This is a genomic window from Arthrobacter sp. M71 S08, from assembly GCF_059089725.1.
The window spans coordinates 113,537-127,675 of record NZ_JBNHEY010000004.1 but is presented as its reverse complement, the minus strand read 5'-3'; the positions used below and the strand labels follow the sequence as shown (position 1 = coordinate 127,675).

At 62.8% G+C, this 14,139-nt stretch carries 15 protein-coding genes and 1 pseudogene; 10 read left to right on the top strand and 6 right to left on the bottom strand.

The genetic code is table 11. The features are described from left to right. The first annotated feature begins 124 nt into the window (after positions 1 to 124). On the top strand, positions 125 to 922 hold the full coding sequence (locus AC5RTB_RS10240; RefSeq protein ID WP_494060964.1) for an SDR family oxidoreductase: 798 nt from the start codon (positions 125 to 127) through the stop codon (positions 920 to 922). Positions 923 to 1,041: 119 nt separating this feature from the next. Continuing rightward, positions 1,042 to 1,248, top strand: coding sequence for a hypothetical protein (locus AC5RTB_RS10235; protein ID WP_494060963.1), 207 nt, complete (start codon positions 1,042 to 1,044; stop codon positions 1,246 to 1,248). A gap of 41 nt (positions 1,249 to 1,289) precedes the next feature. On the opposite strand, the gene AC5RTB_RS10230 is transcribed toward AC5RTB_RS10235, so the two are convergent. Then, entirely contained in the window at positions 1,290 to 1,853 is a 564-nt protein-coding gene (locus AC5RTB_RS10230; RefSeq protein ID WP_494060962.1) for a cysteine hydrolase family protein, read from the bottom strand. Between the two features lie 237 nt (positions 1,854 to 2,090). On the opposite strand from AC5RTB_RS10230, the gene AC5RTB_RS10225 reads away from it, so the two are divergent. The 5 genes from AC5RTB_RS10225 to pstS all read left to right on the top strand — a co-directional run bounded on the left by AC5RTB_RS10225 (position 2,091) and on the right by pstS (position 7,351). Next, a complete protein-coding gene (locus AC5RTB_RS10225; protein ID WP_494060961.1) occupies positions 2,091 to 2,954 on the top strand; it encodes a transketolase in 864 nt (287 codons plus the stop codon). Beyond that, a complete protein-coding gene (locus AC5RTB_RS10220; RefSeq protein WP_494060960.1) occupies positions 2,951 to 3,967 on the top strand; it encodes a transketolase family protein in 1,017 nt (338 codons plus the stop codon). Before AC5RTB_RS10225 ends, AC5RTB_RS10220 begins: the two co-directional genes overlap by 4 nt. Before the next feature lie 76 nt (positions 3,968 to 4,043). Then, complete coding sequence (locus tag AC5RTB_RS10215) at positions 4,044 to 4,616, top strand: hypothetical protein (protein ID WP_494060959.1); 573 nt, start codon at positions 4,044 to 4,046, stop codon at positions 4,614 to 4,616. 75 nt (positions 4,617 to 4,691) lie between these two features. Next, positions 4,692 to 6,179 (top strand): FAD-dependent oxidoreductase, encoded by a 1,488-nt coding sequence (locus tag AC5RTB_RS10210; RefSeq protein WP_494060958.1) that lies wholly within the window; start codon positions 4,692 to 4,694, stop codon positions 6,177 to 6,179. A gap of 59 nt (positions 6,180 to 6,238) precedes the next feature. Further along, positions 6,239 to 7,351 (top strand): phosphate ABC transporter substrate-binding protein PstS, encoded by a 1,113-nt coding sequence (gene pstS / locus AC5RTB_RS10205; protein ID WP_494060957.1) that lies wholly within the window; start codon positions 6,239 to 6,241, stop codon positions 7,349 to 7,351. Positions 7,352 to 7,539: 188 nt separating this feature from the next. Here pstS and AC5RTB_RS10200 read toward each other — a convergent pair. Further along, positions 7,540 to 7,989, bottom strand: a pseudogene (locus AC5RTB_RS10200) (SRPBCC family protein); the annotation flags it as partial. 369 nt (positions 7,990 to 8,358) lie between these two features. After that, positions 8,359 to 9,171: an enoyl-CoA hydratase/isomerase family protein gene (locus tag AC5RTB_RS10195; protein WP_494060956.1), complete on the bottom strand. Its 813-nt coding sequence runs from the start codon at positions 9,169 to 9,171 to the stop codon at positions 8,359 to 8,361. A gap of 120 nt (positions 9,172 to 9,291) precedes the next feature. Between AC5RTB_RS10195 and AC5RTB_RS10190 the strand changes: the two genes are divergently transcribed. Further along, positions 9,292 to 9,816: a DUF4262 domain-containing protein gene (locus AC5RTB_RS10190; RefSeq protein ID WP_494060955.1), complete on the top strand. Its 525-nt coding sequence runs from the start codon at positions 9,292 to 9,294 to the stop codon at positions 9,814 to 9,816. On the opposite strand, the gene AC5RTB_RS10185 is transcribed toward AC5RTB_RS10190, so the two are convergent. Beyond that, positions 9,813 to 10,679, bottom strand: a complete 867-nt coding sequence (locus tag AC5RTB_RS10185) for a CPBP family intramembrane glutamic endopeptidase (RefSeq protein ID WP_494060954.1) — start codon at positions 10,677 to 10,679, stop codon at positions 9,813 to 9,815. The two genes, AC5RTB_RS10190 and AC5RTB_RS10185, sit on opposite strands and share 4 nt — an antisense overlap. Positions 10,680 to 10,783: 104 nt before the next feature. On the opposite strand from AC5RTB_RS10185, the gene AC5RTB_RS10180 reads away from it, so the two are divergent. Further along, a complete protein-coding gene (locus AC5RTB_RS10180) occupies positions 10,784 to 12,154 on the top strand; it encodes a GH1 family beta-glucosidase (protein WP_494060953.1) in 1,371 nt (456 codons plus the stop codon). 15 nt (positions 12,155 to 12,169) lie between these two features. On the opposite strand, the gene AC5RTB_RS10175 is transcribed toward AC5RTB_RS10180, so the two are convergent. Further along, entirely contained in the window at positions 12,170 to 12,877 is a 708-nt protein-coding gene (locus AC5RTB_RS10175) for a substrate-binding domain-containing protein (protein ID WP_494060952.1), read from the bottom strand. Between the two features lie 149 nt (positions 12,878 to 13,026). Between AC5RTB_RS10175 and AC5RTB_RS10170 the strand changes: the two genes are divergently transcribed. Next, positions 13,027 to 13,407 carry a DUF5997 family protein gene (locus tag AC5RTB_RS10170; protein ID WP_494060951.1) on the top strand — a complete coding sequence of 127 codons (381 nt, stop codon included), beginning with the start codon at positions 13,027 to 13,029 and terminating at the stop codon, positions 13,405 to 13,407. A gap of 3 nt (positions 13,408 to 13,410) precedes the next feature. On the opposite strand, the gene AC5RTB_RS10165 is transcribed toward AC5RTB_RS10170, so the two are convergent. Continuing rightward, positions 13,411 to 14,112, bottom strand: a complete 702-nt coding sequence (locus tag AC5RTB_RS10165) for an SOS response-associated peptidase (RefSeq protein ID WP_494060950.1) — start codon at positions 14,110 to 14,112, stop codon at positions 13,411 to 13,413. Between the last annotated feature and the right edge of the window lie 27 nt (positions 14,113 to 14,139).

The window sequence follows — 14,139 nt, the reverse complement described above, 5'->3', positions numbered from 1 at the left end:
ACTGGTAATGCCAGACTGACACACTGGGGGTGAAATAGAAAGCAAGCTTAGTTAACTTTTCGATAACCCTTTTGTCCGATTGTCGACCCTTGCGATGCCTGCCGGGGCTTGGGGAGGATGGTGCATGACCTTCTCACCAAAGACAGCAATAGTGACGGGATCCAACTCGGGTATCGGACGGGCTACTGCAGTGGCTCTCGCCGAGGCCGGAATGGACGTCGGCATCACATGGCATTCCGGGGAAGAGGGGGCAAAGCAAACCGCGCGGGAAGTGGAGCAGCACGGACGACGGGCGGTGATTGCGCACCTGGACACCTCTGACGCCGCCGCGGGGGCAGCCGTGGTTGACCACCTCGCCGAACAGCTCGGCGGGCTTGACGTCTTCGTCAACAACGCAGGCATGAACAAGCCGATGCCCTTCCTGGAAACAGACTTCGACACCTGGCGCACCATCCTGACGGTCAACCTCGACGGTGCGTTCGCCTGCATGCAGCGTGCCGCCCAAAGGATGATCGAAGCCGGCAACGGCGGGCGGATCATCGCGGTCACCAGCGTGCACCAGGAACAGCCGCGCGTCGGCTCCGCCGCATACGACGCCTCGAAACACGCGCTCGGGGGGCTCGTCCGCACCATGGCGCTCGAACTGAGTCATCATGGGGTGACCGTGAATGCGGTCCTCCCCGGTGAAATCTCCACACCGATGAATGATGCCGAGGACGAGGACCCGAAGGAGGTCGACCGCCCAGGCATCCCGATCGGCCGTCCAGGTGCAGCCATGGAGGTGGCATCGGTAATCGCTTTTCTGGCGACGCCGGCCTCCAGTTACGTCAACGGCGCATCATGGGCGGTCGACGGCGGGATGCTGCAGATGGGACCGCAGGCCGGCTCGCATCTGAATGACCACGCCTGGCGGAAGGGCTGAATCGCTTCACGGGCGCTAATCATTCGCTTGGTTGCCTAGCTGTTGTCCAGAATCTATTCACCGAACATTCAGGAAAGCCAAATAGTGTGGCCGCAGTCACACTCCAGAAAGGCTTTTCCATGACAACCTCGCAGCATCAGGCCCTCACCGATTTCTCCGCTCTGCAGCGCGGCCAGCAGGTCACCTTGCGCCATCAATCCGGGAATCAATTCACCGGCGTATTGGAGGATCGCGCAGACGATGCCTCAGTAGTGTGGGTTCGCCTTGATGACGGCGCGGGACGGCGCCTCTTTCACCGCGAGGACGGTTACAGCATCGGTCTCTGACTGCATCACCCTTAGTACACAATCTCAGGGGTGCTCCCCGCTCACGCCCGGCTCACGGCGAAGAGCTTCCGGACGTCGTCGGCGTCGAGGGACTGCTGGCGATATTCGTCCATCAGCACACCAAGGACGTTCTCTGCGTACTCTTCGTTGGTAGAGGCGATCGCATCCTTCGCGTACGCCACCCGCACATTGTTGGCGTATGCATCCGCCGCAGTCTGAGCCACGCAGTTGTGCGTTGCTACCCCGGCGAGCACAACCGTATCCACGCTGAGATTGCGTAGACGTTGCAGTAGATCGGTACCGAAGAAGGCGCTGTCCCGTGTCTTCACCAATTCGGGAAGTCCCTCGATGTCCAAGCCGTCAACGGGTTCTGCCTGCTCGGTGCCGCTGAAAAGAAACCCCTGGTCGTCGTCGAGCATACTCAGCGTCCACGTCGACTTGTCCCGCTGATGCTCCGTGCGGATTACATAGACCGAAATACCGGCTTCACGCGCATCCGCGATAGCGGAATTACACGCCTCAACCAGCGAGTCCTGCTGCCTTCCGAGAGTTTCGTCCTCGAAGAACGCCTTCTGCATATCGATGATCAGCAGCGCAGCCGTCATGTCTTCTTCCTTCCCTGTTGCGGGTCCCTCGCGACCACTTAGACAGCATACTTACGGACCGCCCGTGGTGGCCTGCAGCATCCCGGGCAAGATCAATAACTGATAAACCTCTAAACTGTTGACTGTTAACAGTTGAGCGGCTAGTGTGAGTCGTGACACAATGCCGTCGTCGGCGGTCGTGGCCGCTAAGGAGCGCGTTTCGCCGAGACCGGATAAATCCACACGAGGTGAACACCTATGGAATCGACCACAGAACAGATCGCGTCTGACGCAGAGCGTCTACAGCGGATCAAGGAAGCGGCCTACCGCATCCGAACCAACGCTCTCATCCAGGCCGAGGTGCAGGGGCAGGGCTACATCGGACAGGCACTCGATCTGGCCGACGTACTCGCTGTCCTCTACACCGACCAGCTCAAGCTCGATCCTGCCAACCCCGAGTGGGAGGACAGGGACCGGTGCCTGCTCTCCATCGGCCATTACGCCATTGCGCTCTACGCTGCGCTGGCCGAGGCTAAGTTCTTCCCCCGTGAGGAACTGGAAACCTACGCAACCGACGACTCGCGGCTGCCCATGTCGGCGATGGCTTCCTACACTCCCGGCGTGGAAATCTCGGGCGGATCGCTGGGCCACGGACTCACGATCGCAAACGGGGTCGCGCTCGGCCTCAAGCGCAAAAAGAACCAGGCCTTTGTGTACAACATCCTGTCCGACGGCGAATTGAACGAGGGCTCCACCTGGGAAGCGGCTGCGGTCGCCGCACACCACGCGCTGGACAATCTCATCGCCATTGTCGATTTCAACGACCAGCAGGCCGATGGAAAGAGCTCATCGACCCTCGGCATGGAGCCGATCGACGGCAAATTCGAGACTTTCGGGTGGATCACCCGACGCGTGGACGGCAATGACATCTCCGCCGTCCTTGCCGCACTGGAGGAGTTGCGCGCCGCCGATGCTGCTCAACCCCGCTGCCTGATCGTGAACACCAAGCTCGGTAAGGGCGTGCAGTTCCTGGAGAACCGGGAGAAGCTGCACTTCATGTCCGTTGCCCCTGATGAATGGAAGCTGGCCCACCAGCAGCTGAAGGAGTCTTTCGAAGCATGAGCATCACCCAGAAGAAGAGGCTGACCTCGGATGCAATGAGTGCATCCCTCGCCCGTGAGGGCCAGCGCGTCACCGCCGCTCCCCTCGGCCACGCGCTCGTCCAGTTGGCCCAGCAGGATGAACGGATCGTGGGGCTTTCCGCTGACCTGGCCAAGTACACCGATCTGCACATCCTGCGCGATGCCATGCCGGACCGCTTCTACCAGATCGGTATGGCCGAGCAGGCACTGCTCGGAGCCGCGGCAGGCCTGGCGATGGAAGGCTTCGTTCCTTTCGTCTCGACCTACTCGGTCTTCGCCACACGCCGCGCCTATGACTTCCTCTGCCTGGACATCGCCGAGGCAAACCTGAACGTCAACATGGTGTGTGCACTCCCCGGTCTCACCACCGGCTATGGTCCTTCCCACCAAGCCACGGAAGACGTTGCCATCCTCCGCGGTATGCCCAACCTGACCATCGTTGATCCCTGTGATGCTGTCGATATTGAGCAGGCCGTCCCCCAGCTGGCTGCACACGAGGGCCCCACGTACATGCGCACTCTGCGCGGCAAGGTCCCGAGGGTCCTCGACGAGTACGACTACACGTTCCAGCTGGGCAAGGCCCAGTTGCTCCGTGACGGTGCTGAAGTGCTGCTCATTTCCACCGGTCTGATGACCGAGCGCGCACTGGAAGCTGCGAAGGCACTGGCGCTCGACAAGGTAGACGTGGCCGTCCTGCACGTGCCCACCCTGAAGCCATTGGACGAGGCCGCGATTCTGCGCGAACTGGCTCGTGACCGTCTGGTCCTCACCTGTGAGAATCACACCATCATCGGCGGCCTCTTCGACGCGGTGGCACACGCTGCGGTGCGCGACGGCGTTCACCGCCGAATTACCCCGATCGGGCTGCCCGACGAATTCCTCGACGCCGGCGCCCTGCCCACCCTCAATGACCGCTACGGCGTCAGCACCTCGAAGATCGTCGAGCGGGTCAAGAGGCTACTGAATCCCCCGCATACGGAACGCGCGGACTGATAGCCGCTCGGGGTCCGGCCACTCCTTGAGGTGCGCCCCGGCGAGGTCTAGCGTTGGCCACACGGAGGTGATCACCGTGCGGACGCGACTGCCGGGCGTAGCGGCGCTTCTCGCCGTCGTCGTTCTTCCTGGTTGCAGCGCCCCGGTGTCCACCACACCGGCGCCGCCCTACTTCGAGCCGCCGCCGATCACACTGGAGTCCGGCGATGTGTTTCCCTTCCTCACCGTCTATAGCGGCTGGTGGAGCACCCTCCCGTTCTCGCCCGGCACGGCGGGGCTGCCGCTCCGGATTGGACTGGTTCGGGCGGACACGGGCGAATTCCTCGCCGGTTACGACCGCGCGGCCGGCCGCCAGATAACCGGAACCCGGCCCAGTCAATCTTATGAGGGGCCGCCGGGCGCGATCCTGGTGGTGGATCTGTCCACCAACGTGGTGTGCGACTGGTTCATTGTCGACGACGCCGGCCTGCCTACCCGGGAATTCCAGGACAGAGTCTCTGCGCAACGGCGCTTCCCTCCCCTCGCGGACAATGCTGCCCCCGGCAGCTTCCACACCTTCGTACACAACGAAGACACGGGAGAGGTGATCTACCTTGGCACAGCACCGGAGGACCTGCATCAGAACGCCCGCTTCGATCTTGACTGGTAAACCATCACACCTGATGCCTCGGACGGAGCTCAACCGGCTCAATTGATCAACCGCCCTATAGAAGGAGAACTGGCCGTGAAATCACTTTGGCTTGAATCATCACCGCGCATTCCCGTCGATGCCTTCCGGGAGGGCGGCCAGTACGACTCCGTCATCGTCGGTGCCGGCATCACCGGGCTCACCCTGGCCGCGCTGCTTGCGCGGTCCGGCCAACGCGTTGCGGTCCTGGAAGCCCGCACTGTCGGAGCGGTTACCACGGGAAACAGCACGGCGAAGTTGTCACTGCTGCAGGGGACTCAGCTGTCCTCGATCATCAGGCATCACGGTGCGGCCCTGGCCCGCCACTACGTCACCGGAAACCGCGAGGGCCAAAGCTGGCTGCTGCGGTTCTGTGACGAGAACAGCGTTCGCCACGAGAGGCGGGACGCCATCAACTACGCGGTAACCGACGACGGCGCCCGCCTCCTCAGTGACGAACGCGACGCGTGTGCCAACTCCGGGATCACCGCCGTTCTGGAGAACTCCTCGGAACTGCCCTTCTCCGTGACGCGGACCCTGCGCGTGACCGGCCAGGCGCAGGTGCACCCGATGGAGGTGCTTGCGGCACTGGCCGCTGACCTGCGGAAACATTCCGGCCAGCTCGTCGAGGGCGCCAGAGTGACAGGGGTGAAGACAGGCAGCACGAAGGGCGAACGAACCACCATTCAGACGTCGCTCGGTGAGGTGACGGCAGCCCACGTGATCATCGCCACGGGCACCCCGATCCTGGACCGCGGCGGACACTTCTCCGTCCTCCAGCCGCACCGTTCCTATGCGGTCGCTTTCACCGTGCAGGACGAGATCCCCAACGGCATGTACCTCTCGGTCGATTCGCCCTCCCGGACCTTGCGCAATGCCATGGTTGAGGGCCGGCAGTACCTCATCGTGGGCGGCAACGGACACCCCGTTGGACGTGAGGCGCATACCCAGTCCCTTGTCGACGACATCATCCGCTGGACCCAGGAGCATTTCCCCACCGCACAGCCGGCATTCAACTGGTCGGCACAGGACTACCGGCCGGCGTCGTCCGTTCCCTATGTCGGCAAGATGCCGGTGGGAGGCCAGTCCATCTACACCGCCACCGGTTTCAACAAATGGGGTTTCACGAATGGAGTAGCTGCAGCCCTGGCCCTGTCAGCGGAGATTCTCGGCGGGAACATGCCATGGGCGAACGAGCTCTACAAGGTCCGTGTAGGCAAACAGGATGCGCTGAGCACCGCCAAGACCAACGCCGGCGTCGGCCGTGAAATGGTCACCGGTTGGCTGGGTGGGCTGGTTCGAACCACCCACGCCCAGCCGCCTGAGGGGCAGGGCGTCGTCGTGCGAAACGGTGCGCGGCCGGTGGGGATCTGCCAGATCGACGGCGTGACGCATCGAGTGTCCGCGGTTTGCCCGCATCTCAGCGGAGTGTTGAGTTGGAACGACGCCGAACGCTCCTGGGACTGCCCGTTGCACGGCTCCCGCTTCGCCCACAATGGCGAGCGGCTGGAAGGACCGGCCACCCGCGACCTTCAAGCACCCTAGGACGGGTTCACCTTCCATTCAACGTGGGTTCACTCAGCATTCACCTGTATCGTTGGCGTGTGATTTTTCGTCGCGCGCTTACCATCGCCCTCAGCTGTGCCGCCGGTCTTACGGTTGCCTCCTGCGGCTCGGATTATCCGCTGGGTTCCGAGCAGGAAGCTGCAGCCCAGAACGCTTCCTCCAGCCTGAGTGGAACCATTACCGGTGCCGGATCATCGGCGCAGGGTCCTGCAATGAATGCCTGGCAGTCGGAGTTCGCCACCATCCACCCGGATGTACGGGTGCAGTATTCTCCCGACGGGTCCGGGGCGGGCCGTGGTGCTCTTCTTGCCGGAGCAGTGGATTTTGCCGGATCGGATGCCTACCTCAGCGAGGAAGAACTCGAGGAGTCGCGCGAAGTATGCGGTACCGAAGGCGCATTCAACATTCCGGCATACGTGGCACCGATCAGCATCGCTTTCAACCTTCCGGGCATCGAGGAGCTGAACCTCGACGCGGAGACGATCGCCCGCATCTTCCATGGTGAGGTCACGAGCTGGAATGATCCCGCGATTGCGGGCCAGAACGAGGGCGTGAACCTGCCCGATACCCCCATCACCCCCGTGAGCCGCTCGGACGACTCAGGAACGACGGAGAACTTCACGGACTACCTGCACTCGGTGGTGCCGGATGTCTGGACCGACGAGGCTGACGGCGCCTTCCCGTCGGGTTTGGCAGGAGAGAACGCCAAGGGCAATGCCGGCGTCGTCAGCACCGTCTCCGGAACCGAAGGAGCAGTCACGTACGCGGACGATTCCGCCGTGGGGCCGCCGCTCGGCAAGGCGAAGCTGCTGGTGGGGGACGAGTATGTGTCGGTCAGTCCGGAAGCGGCTGCTGCCGCCGTCGATGTCGCTGAGCCGGTGGAAGGCCGCGCCGAATTCGACATCGCCCTGAACCTCGACCGAAAAACAACGGCGGCCGGAGCCTACCCGCTGGTACTCGTTTCCTATCACATCTTCTGCGCTACCTACGAGGATGAGGAAACCGCGAATCTGATCAAAACCTTCGGCTCCTTTGTGGTCAGTGATGAGGGGCAGCAGGCCGCAGCCGAAGCTGCCGGCAGCGCGCCGATCTCAGAGAACCTGTCGAAGCGCGCCACGGAAGCGATCAGTATGATCAGCGTCGAAAACTGATCCCGCGTAGACGCGGAAACGGAGGGTCCTCCCCAAAGAGGACCCTCCGTCTTCTGTGTTCTGCCTTAGGCCGGGTTGGACGCGCGAGGTCCACCTGACTCAGGATCGTCGAGCGACGGATCTGCAAGGCCTGCGCCCCCCGCCAGCGGATCGGCCGTCTGGCTGACCGTAGCCGAGCCAGAACCGGGCGCGTCGACGTTGCCCCGCCAGGCACCCGTCTCATTCCCGGTGTTCTCGATGAACTCCTTGAAGCGGGCGAGGTCGGACTTCACCTGCCGGTCATCTGCTCCAACCGCTGCACCGACCTTCTCGGTGAAAGTCTCCGGATCCCAGTCCAGCTGGACAGTCACCCGGGTGGTGGAGTCATCGAGCCTGTGGAAGGTCACGACGCCGGCATGGGACTTCCCGTCGGTGCTCTTCCAGGCGATGCGCTCGTCGGGGTGCTGTTCGGTGATCTCGGTGTCGAACTCCCGTTCCACCCCGCCGATCTTGGTGACCCAGTGGCTCTGGGTGTCAGAGATCTGGGTGATGGACTCCACTCCCCCCATGAACTCAGGGAAGGTCTCGAACTGCGTCCACTGGTTGTAGGCGGTGGACACCGGCACTGAAACGTCAATGAATTCCTGAATTGTTGCCATTGTCTGTTCCTCCTCTTTTGCTGGAACTCGCGTGGAACAAGTCGCGGACTAAGTGACCGCTTGATGGCCACGCTAACCGACGGTTCATCACGGATCAATAAAATGCTAAGTTTACTTAGGGTTTTCCCAGCAACAGGATTCGGCCAAAAACCCGGGTCCAGGCTGAACCGACACTGGCGGCGTTCAGCGGCCGGATTTCCGGACGGAGCGCCGTCGTCGCCAAGGGAACCTCGCTGAACCCTTTCCCTCCCGGCCTGGATGGTGAACGCGGAGAACACGACGCCCACGGCCAATGTGGTGCAGCCCGAGAAGAAGTAGAGCACTTGCACAGATGGGTGGCGGTCGGCCGACCGCCACCCATCTCGGGTTCTAGAGCCCGGGGAAGTTCGGGCGCTCCTTCGCGAGGAACGCCCGGGTCCCCTCCACCTTGTCTTCCAGTGTGAACGCGGTGCGGAAGGAGTCCGCCTCGATGGCCAGGCCTTCACCGGTGGACTTGCCCTGGGTAGCCGACAGTGTCTTCTTGACGAGCGCGACGGCGGCAGGAGACTGCCGTGCCACCAGCGCAACGGTACTGCGCGCGCCGTCGAGCAGATCATCAACAGTGTCGAACAGGGCTGTGACCAGCCCCGCACTGTGTGCTTCCTCGGCGTTCATACGGCGTCCGGTGAAGAGGAGATCGCGCGCCAGGCCCGGCCCAACATACTGAGGCAGCCGCACGGATCCACCGAAGCCCGGAACGAGGCCAAGGCTGACCTCAGGTTGCCCGAAGGATGCCGTCGACGCGGCATAAATGACGTCGCACGCCATCGCGAGCTCACAGCCACCGCCAAGGGCGAAACCGTTCACCGCAGCGATGACGGGAACCGGCAACTGCTCTATCGCAAGGGTGACCCGGTGCATGCGGGAGCTGTAGGCGTGAGCCTCATCCGGGGTCATCGCTGTCATTTCACGAATGTCCGCGCCGGCGACAAAGGCCTTTCCTGCACCGGTGATGATCACGCCGCGAACCGGCCACGCGCCGTCGTCGTTGGTTAGAACCTCCGACACTGCGCCGATGCAGTGCTCAAGGTCTTCGACCACTCTCGAGGAGAGGGCATTGAGGGCATCGGGCCGATTCACCGTAATGGTCAGCACGGAGTCACGGACATCGGTGAGGAGCGTGGCGTAGACGGGAAAATGCATGCGCCCAAGCGTAGCCCTCGCAGCGCGCGAAGGGAGCCTGAAGGCTGCTTCGGTAAGGTCTCCGGCGAAATGTCGGAGAGGGATGACACCTTTGAATCAGGCACACCGAAGGAGCGCATCATGACCGACCTCATCTTTCATCCGCCCTGCTCTTCGCTCGAATTCCTGAACCTGGGACGAGGGGAAGGGTTCAGCCGGGAACGGATCGAAGCGCAGCTGGCACAGGAGGGAGTCCTGCTGCGATTCAGCCACACTAACGGTGAACTGCCCTGCGCCTACACCGTGGGCCTGACCGAGCAGAGCCTCCCGGAACTCATTCTCTATGGCCAAAGCCCGGGCCACGTACGTCATGCCTGGTCGTTGCTTGAACCGATGCTTCATCAGCTCACTCGTCCCGGGAACCGGGTTTTCCACGGGCAGTTCGATGGGCAGACCGTCGGTGTCCGTCGGGCGTCGCTGCGGAGGCTCCGGGATGCTTTCCAGCTGTATGGCCAGGACGGGTTCAGTGCGCTGCAGGTGTACTGGATGGTCGGTTCGGACAATCATCTGCCACAGCAGTGGGAAATCCGGTTCCTCGCGGCGCAGCCTTTCCTCGGCAACGGTACCTTGCGCGATCTGGTTGACGGGACGGAAACACCTAGTTAGGGCAGCAACTCCGGCGGAATCAGAAGAAGCAAGGCTACGCCAGTGCCGTTGAACACTATGTGAGTGACGATCGCGGCACCCAGCCTCCCGGTGATGACCGTCAGCACACCGCACATCAGGCCGATCGTGAAGGTGCTGAGCAGGAGGTAGATCGATGAACGGAGGTCCGGGACCGCACCGGTATGCAGCAGACCGAAGGCAAGGGAGCTCACCAAAAGGGCAATGACCGTGGACGTCACGATAGATCGCCGCTGCACGGCAGGTGTCACTGGATCACGCCGGTTGCCTGTGCGCCGGAGCCATAGCGCGTTCTGGACCCCGCGCAGCACGAGGCCCCGGTTGAACAGCTCCTCAAGGAAGGGTGCAATCAGTACGCCGCCGAGAACACCGTTGATGAGCACCCAGACCGTATCGCCCAGGAGGAACAGTTCCGCGTTGCCCTGGATAAACTCGCCGTCCTGCAGGGGCCACAGAAGGGTGAGAAGGATGAGGATTATCGCCACAGCAATCCGGGCGGCGATGCCGACTCCCAGTCCCACCACCACGTCCACCCACTGGAACCGCAGACCGAAGTCGCGCGAAAGGGAGCGGAAGCCGTGACGCCGCGAAGCATAAAAGGTAACGCCGAACATCGCCGTCCAGGTCAACAGCAATGACGCGAAGACCAGTTCGGGACCGAAGGGCAGTGTCTCTGCCAGTGCGAGGGTCCCGAGCAGCGGCAACAGCACCACAAGCACCAGCCCGGCCAATGCCAGTCCTGCTCCCCAGCGGGGTGCGAGGGGCCCCTCGGCGGTCAGCTGGCTGGGGTTGGCCAGGCGGAGCGACGTCTGCTGCCCTATCGGTGAGGGAATGGATCGGGCCATGCAAGCACCCTACCGGTCTATTCCGGGAAGAAACTGGGCGGGGCAGTTGACGGGTGGGGGTAGGGAGTTCTTTAGTGAAGGGACATCGAGATCAGGGAGTGTGGATGAGCGAGTTCGGATTACCACCAGGGTTCGTGTTCGGGACCTCGACGGCTGCGGCTCAGATTGAGGGTGCCGTCAATGAAGGTGGACGCGGACCCAGCATCTGGGACGAATACGCGAGCCAGCACAGCAACATCCTTGATGCTTCGAGCCCCGCCATCGCGTGCGACCACTACAACCGGTACGAGGAAGACTTCAACCTGCTCAAGCAGCTGGGCGCCAAGGTGTACCGGATGTCCATTGCCTGGCCCCGCATCCAGCCCACCGGCCTCGGCCCGGCGAATCCCGAAGGGATCGCCTTCTATCATCGGCTTCTCGATGCGCTGCTGGAACGGGGCATCGAACCGTGGGTAACGCTGTACCACTGGGATCTTCCGCTGGCGCTACAGGACGCCGGCGGGTGGCAGAACCGCGACACCATCGACGCCTTCGCCCAATACACGCGCATCCTCCGCGACGAATTCGGGAGCAAGGTTGCCGCCTGGATGACAGTCAACGAACCGGTGGTGCACACCGGCGTCGGGCATGCGATCGGCCGGGCTGCCCCCGGGCTCATGCTGCTCGGTAGCGCGTTTTCGGTTGCGCATCACCTGCTGCTTGCGCACGGACGGGCCGTGCGGGTGCTGCGTGAGACCCTGGACACCCCCATCGGGATCGTCAACAACCACTCCCCCGTTGAGCCCGCCGGCGACTCGGACAAGGAACGCAACCTCGCGCTTCTCTATGACCACTATCACAACGGTCAGTTCGCGGCTCCACTGCTGACCGGTGAATACCCGGCGGACCTTGCTGAGATAGAGGGCATGTCCTTCGAGCTCATCCAGGACGGGGACATGGAGATTATTTCCACGCCCCTGGATTTCTACGGCATCAACTATTACTTCCCGACGAAGGTCGGCGCTGCCCCGCCACTGTTTCCGGTCCCCTTCATGCCACGTGACTACTCCGACGTGCCGAAAACCGACTTCGACTGGCCGGTCATCCCCAGCGGCCTGACCACCATCCTCAAGCAGCTCAAGGAGCAGTACCCCAACATCCCGCCGATCTACATCACCGAGAACGGCTGCGCGTATGACGACGGCCCCGGCGGAGACGTCGAAGACACCAACCGGATCGAGTTCCTTGAAAAGCACCTGGCAGCTATCGGGGATGCAATTGCCGAGGGGGTGGACGTCCGCGGTTACTTCCACTGGACCCTCATGGACAATTGGGAGTGGCAAGAGGGCTACACGAAAAAGTTCGGCCTCATCCGCATGGAACCCGCCACGCTTGACCGCATTCCGCGGGCGTCTTTCCACCGGTACGCGGAGATCATCGCCCGGCACAGCGGTGTCAATGCGGCCCAATCGCCGCTGGCCGCCGAAGCATCCTAAGGTCCAGTTCGACCGCTAACGACGGCGGCCGCGGCCGCGAGCGCCCTGCGCACCCTTGGAGCTCCCCGGTTTCCGCTTGGTGTTCTTGCTCTTGCCCGCAGCGGGCTTGCCCTTCGCGAGCTTTGCCGTCTTTTTGGGCTCAGCGGACGTCTCCTTCTGCGCCGACGGCTGCCGTGAGCTGCGCGCGGTCCTCCCCCGGACTATCCCGATGAATTCCTCGATCTCATCCGTGGTGTTATCGGCAATCCAGGCGACGGCGATGGTGGTTGGGGGCGCATCCGGCACTACGCGGGCAACGACATCACGCCGGTTGTAGTGACGGGCAACGGACATGGGAAGCACAACGACGCCGGCGCCCGACGCGACGACCTCGACAGCCGTTCGCGCGCCGCCGCACTCCTGAATGTCGAGGACCTTTTCATCACCCAGCTCGGGAAGCAGAACCTCGTCGAGCAGGGAGAGTTCGTTTTCCTTCGAGACGACCACCACAGCAAGCTCCTCGTAGAGGGGGATGACACTGAGCGCGTCCCGGTCCACGGGTAGGCGAACGAAGGCGATGTCTACAGAACCGTCCCTGAGCGCTGAAACCAAGGCGCCGTCGTCGTACTTGGTTGCTTCGATCGGAAGATGCGGATTCCGCTCGCGCCAGCGTCCCACCCACTTCCCTGGCGTCACCCCGGGCACGAAACCGATGTTCAGGGCGGAAGGCTGGAACTCGGGCACGTCTTCACAGTAACCCAGCCGACGTGACTACTCCTGTCCTTCCCACAGTTCGCTGGCGCTCGGCGCGGGGCCCTCGCCCAGTAGGCGCTTCTGGGCTCCCACCCCTCGCTGCGCTCGGCGCGGGGCCCTCGCCCAGTACGCTTAGGAGAATGACCCCAGCGAAGTCCCCGCAGACCATGAAGCCGGCTACAGCCGCGAAGAAACTTGGCATTTACCTGCCCGCAACACCACAGGAGTTCCAGGACAATGACATTTCCCGTGGAGACTTCAATGAGCTCCAGGAGAACCCGCCGGAGTGGCTCGCAGAGCTGCGCCGCAACGGTCCGCACCCTCGGCCGGTGGTAGCGCACAAGCTTGGCGTCTCGATCAGCGGCCTCGCCCGCGGCGGAATCACAAATCCACTGACGACGGCGGAAATCACCGCGCTGCTCCAGGCACCGCCGGAGTGGCTGGTGGCAGAGCGCTCAACAATGGCGCGGGTGCGTGCCGAGGAGAAGAGGGCCAAGGAAGCGCGGCGCGCTAAGGACTAGCTCCTACGCCGGGTTCAGCGGCTTGATCAGCAGGGGGCTGTCGTCCCGGACCGGTCCCACCTCGTGGAACTGCAGTCGTTCAGCAACGGGAGTGGCGGCGGCGACCGCTTCGTCGGCCAGTTCCTGTGTCCCCTTTGTTGTGGGGTTCAGCCACTCGTTCCAGAATTCACGGGGCAGCGTCACGGGCGTGCGGTCATGGATCTCGGCCACTCCCCCCACTGCTTCGCGGGTCAGGATGGTTGAGGAAAGTACCCACCGGTTGGGATGGTCATCCGGCAGTTCCCGGTTGCGCCACCACGCATACAATCCCGCAAACACCACCGGTTCGCCGGGCAAGTGGATGTAGAAGGGGGTCTTGGTTTTCCCCTCGGTTCGCCACTCGTAGTAGCCGCTGGCCGGAATGAGGGCACGGCGGCTCTCCAGCGAAGGCTTGAAGGTGGGTTTGCTGCCCACGGTTTCTGCTCTGGCATTGAAGGTGGGGCCTTTGGTTTTCAGTTCCTTGGAGAACGACGGCGTCAGCCACCATCTCGCTGCCTCCATGCGGCGAGTAACGTGGTCGTCCTTGAGGGACTCCAACACCACGCGAATGGGATCGGTTGGGCTGATATTCCAGGAGGGGTCGGGGAGGTTCTCGCCTACCGTGTCGACGTCGAAAAGGTCCACCAGATCCTTGTTTGAGCCTGCCACTACAAAGCGTCCGCACATGGAGACAGGCTACTCCGTATCACTTGT

Coding starts and splice junctions, on each gene's coding strand:
- AC5RTB_RS10195 (WP_494060956.1), bottom strand. CDS start 9,171: ATGCATTTTCCCGTCTACGCCACGCTCCTCACCGATGTCCGTGACTCC.
- AC5RTB_RS10240 (WP_494060964.1), top strand. CDS start 125: ATGACCTTCTCACCAAAGACAGCAATAGTGACGGGATCCAACTCGGGT.
- AC5RTB_RS10180 (WP_494060953.1), top strand. CDS start 10,784: ATGAGCGAGTTCGGATTACCACCAGGGTTCGTGTTCGGGACCTCGACG.
- AC5RTB_RS10235 (WP_494060963.1), top strand. CDS start 1,042: ATGACAACCTCGCAGCATCAGGCCCTCACCGATTTCTCCGCTCTGCAG.
- AC5RTB_RS10190 (WP_494060955.1), top strand. CDS start 9,292: ATGACCGACCTCATCTTTCATCCGCCCTGCTCTTCGCTCGAATTCCTG.
- AC5RTB_RS10220 (WP_494060960.1), top strand. CDS start 2,951: ATGAGCATCACCCAGAAGAAGAGGCTGACCTCGGATGCAATGAGTGCA.
- AC5RTB_RS10225 (WP_494060961.1), top strand. CDS start 2,091: ATGGAATCGACCACAGAACAGATCGCGTCTGACGCAGAGCGTCTACAG.
- AC5RTB_RS10165 (WP_494060950.1), bottom strand. CDS start 14,112: ATGTGCGGACGCTTTGTAGTGGCAGGCTCAAACAAGGATCTGGTGGAC.
- AC5RTB_RS10230 (WP_494060962.1), bottom strand. CDS start 1,853: ATGACGGCTGCGCTGCTGATCATCGATATGCAGAAGGCGTTCTTCGAG.
- AC5RTB_RS10170 (WP_494060951.1), top strand. CDS start 13,027: ATGACCCCAGCGAAGTCCCCGCAGACCATGAAGCCGGCTACAGCCGCG.
- AC5RTB_RS10185 (WP_494060954.1), bottom strand. CDS start 10,679: ATGGCCCGATCCATTCCCTCACCGATAGGGCAGCAGACGTCGCTCCGC.